This window comes from Gottfriedia sp. NPDC057948 (genome assembly GCF_042887255.1).
In the GTDB taxonomy this organism is placed as follows: Bacteria; Bacillota; Bacilli; order Bacillales; family Bacillaceae_G; genus Gottfriedia.
Window position 1 is genome coordinate 1 of sequence record NZ_JBHVPN010000044.1, and the last position, 1,349, is coordinate 1,349.

Genomic DNA, 1,349 nt, shown 5'->3' on the forward strand with positions numbered 1-1,349 from the left:
TTCAGAGTGTTGAAAAACAACTTAGTCAATAGATCTAAGCATATAATTTTAGAAAAAATCTCCTTTGTAGGAAAATTATTACTACAAGGGGGTTTTTTTATGTACTACTATCAAGAGAATATAGACATCGCAAAAAATCGGAAACTGTATGAGAATATGATAGATGTGGAGCACCACATTGTAAAAATTGATAAGGAAATCAATTGGAATTATTTATATAAACTGATTGAACCTTATTATCGGTCAACCGTTGGCAGACCTTCAATTGATCCACTAATACTGGTAAAAATACTACTGATACAATATATTGAAGGGTTTCGCTCTGTTCGCTTTACTTGTAAACAAGTAAAACAAAATGCAACTTATCGTTGGTTTTTAGGGATTTCACCTGATAGAAAAATACCTTGTCATTCGACTATTTCAAAGTTTCTTAATCATCGCTTGAAAGATAACGAGGTTTGGGAAGCTTTCTTTCACTATGTAGTAAATCTAATTAATATAGATGGTTTTATTGCGAATGAAACTTGGGTGGCAGATGAAACAGAGCTAAAAGCGAATGCAAATAAAAGAAAACGTGAGGAATGGATTAAAGAAGTCGTAATTGAGGAAGATCTTGATACTTTAAAAAAAGTAAATGAACGTAGGCAAAAACATGGATTAAAATTACTTAAACCTAAAGGCAATAAAACTGAACTGAAACGCGTTTTACTTAGTCCAGTTGATGGTGATGCAAGGTTGTCAGTTAAACATGATGAACGAGGTCGCTTCGCATATTTTGAACATCGAGTAGTTGATTCCCTACATAATTTTATAATAGATACCCATGTGACGAGTGCGAATGTTCCAGGGCATAGAGTTTTATTAAATCAGTTAGATTCATTAAAAGAGAGGTTCGGATATTATGCGAATGAAATGGCTATTGATGCGGGCTACTATAATTCAAGATTTGCCGAAGGCTTATTTAAACGTGGGATATTTGCTTATATCTCTCATCGTAGATTTTCAAGTAATGAACATAAACAATGTAGAAAAACTCATTTTCAAAAAGTAAATGATGACCTGTATGCCTGCCCTTGTGGTGTACCTTTTCGATATAAAACGACTACTAGACATGGCTATCATGAGTTTAAGCCTGATAAAGGTAGCTGTTTTAATTGTCCATTCGCGAAAAAAGATGATCGGGTTTTAAGAATTTCCGTTAATCAGCCAATTTACGATAAATTAAGGGAACAAAGACTATCAACTCGAGGAAAGATATTAAAATCAGTAAGACCTTCAACTGTTGAATTAAGTTTTGCCCAAAGTAAAGAACTCCACGGCTTACGCTACGCACGATACCGAGGAGTTCA

At 34.0% G+C, this 1,349-nt stretch carries 1 protein-coding gene; it reads left to right on the top strand.

The annotated features are described in order from the left end of the window. Window positions 1-99: 99 nt before the first annotated feature. Window positions 100-1,349 (top strand): transposase (locus tag ACFVRR_RS24265; protein WP_387333331.1); only part of this gene is annotated, 1,250 nt, incomplete at its 3' end.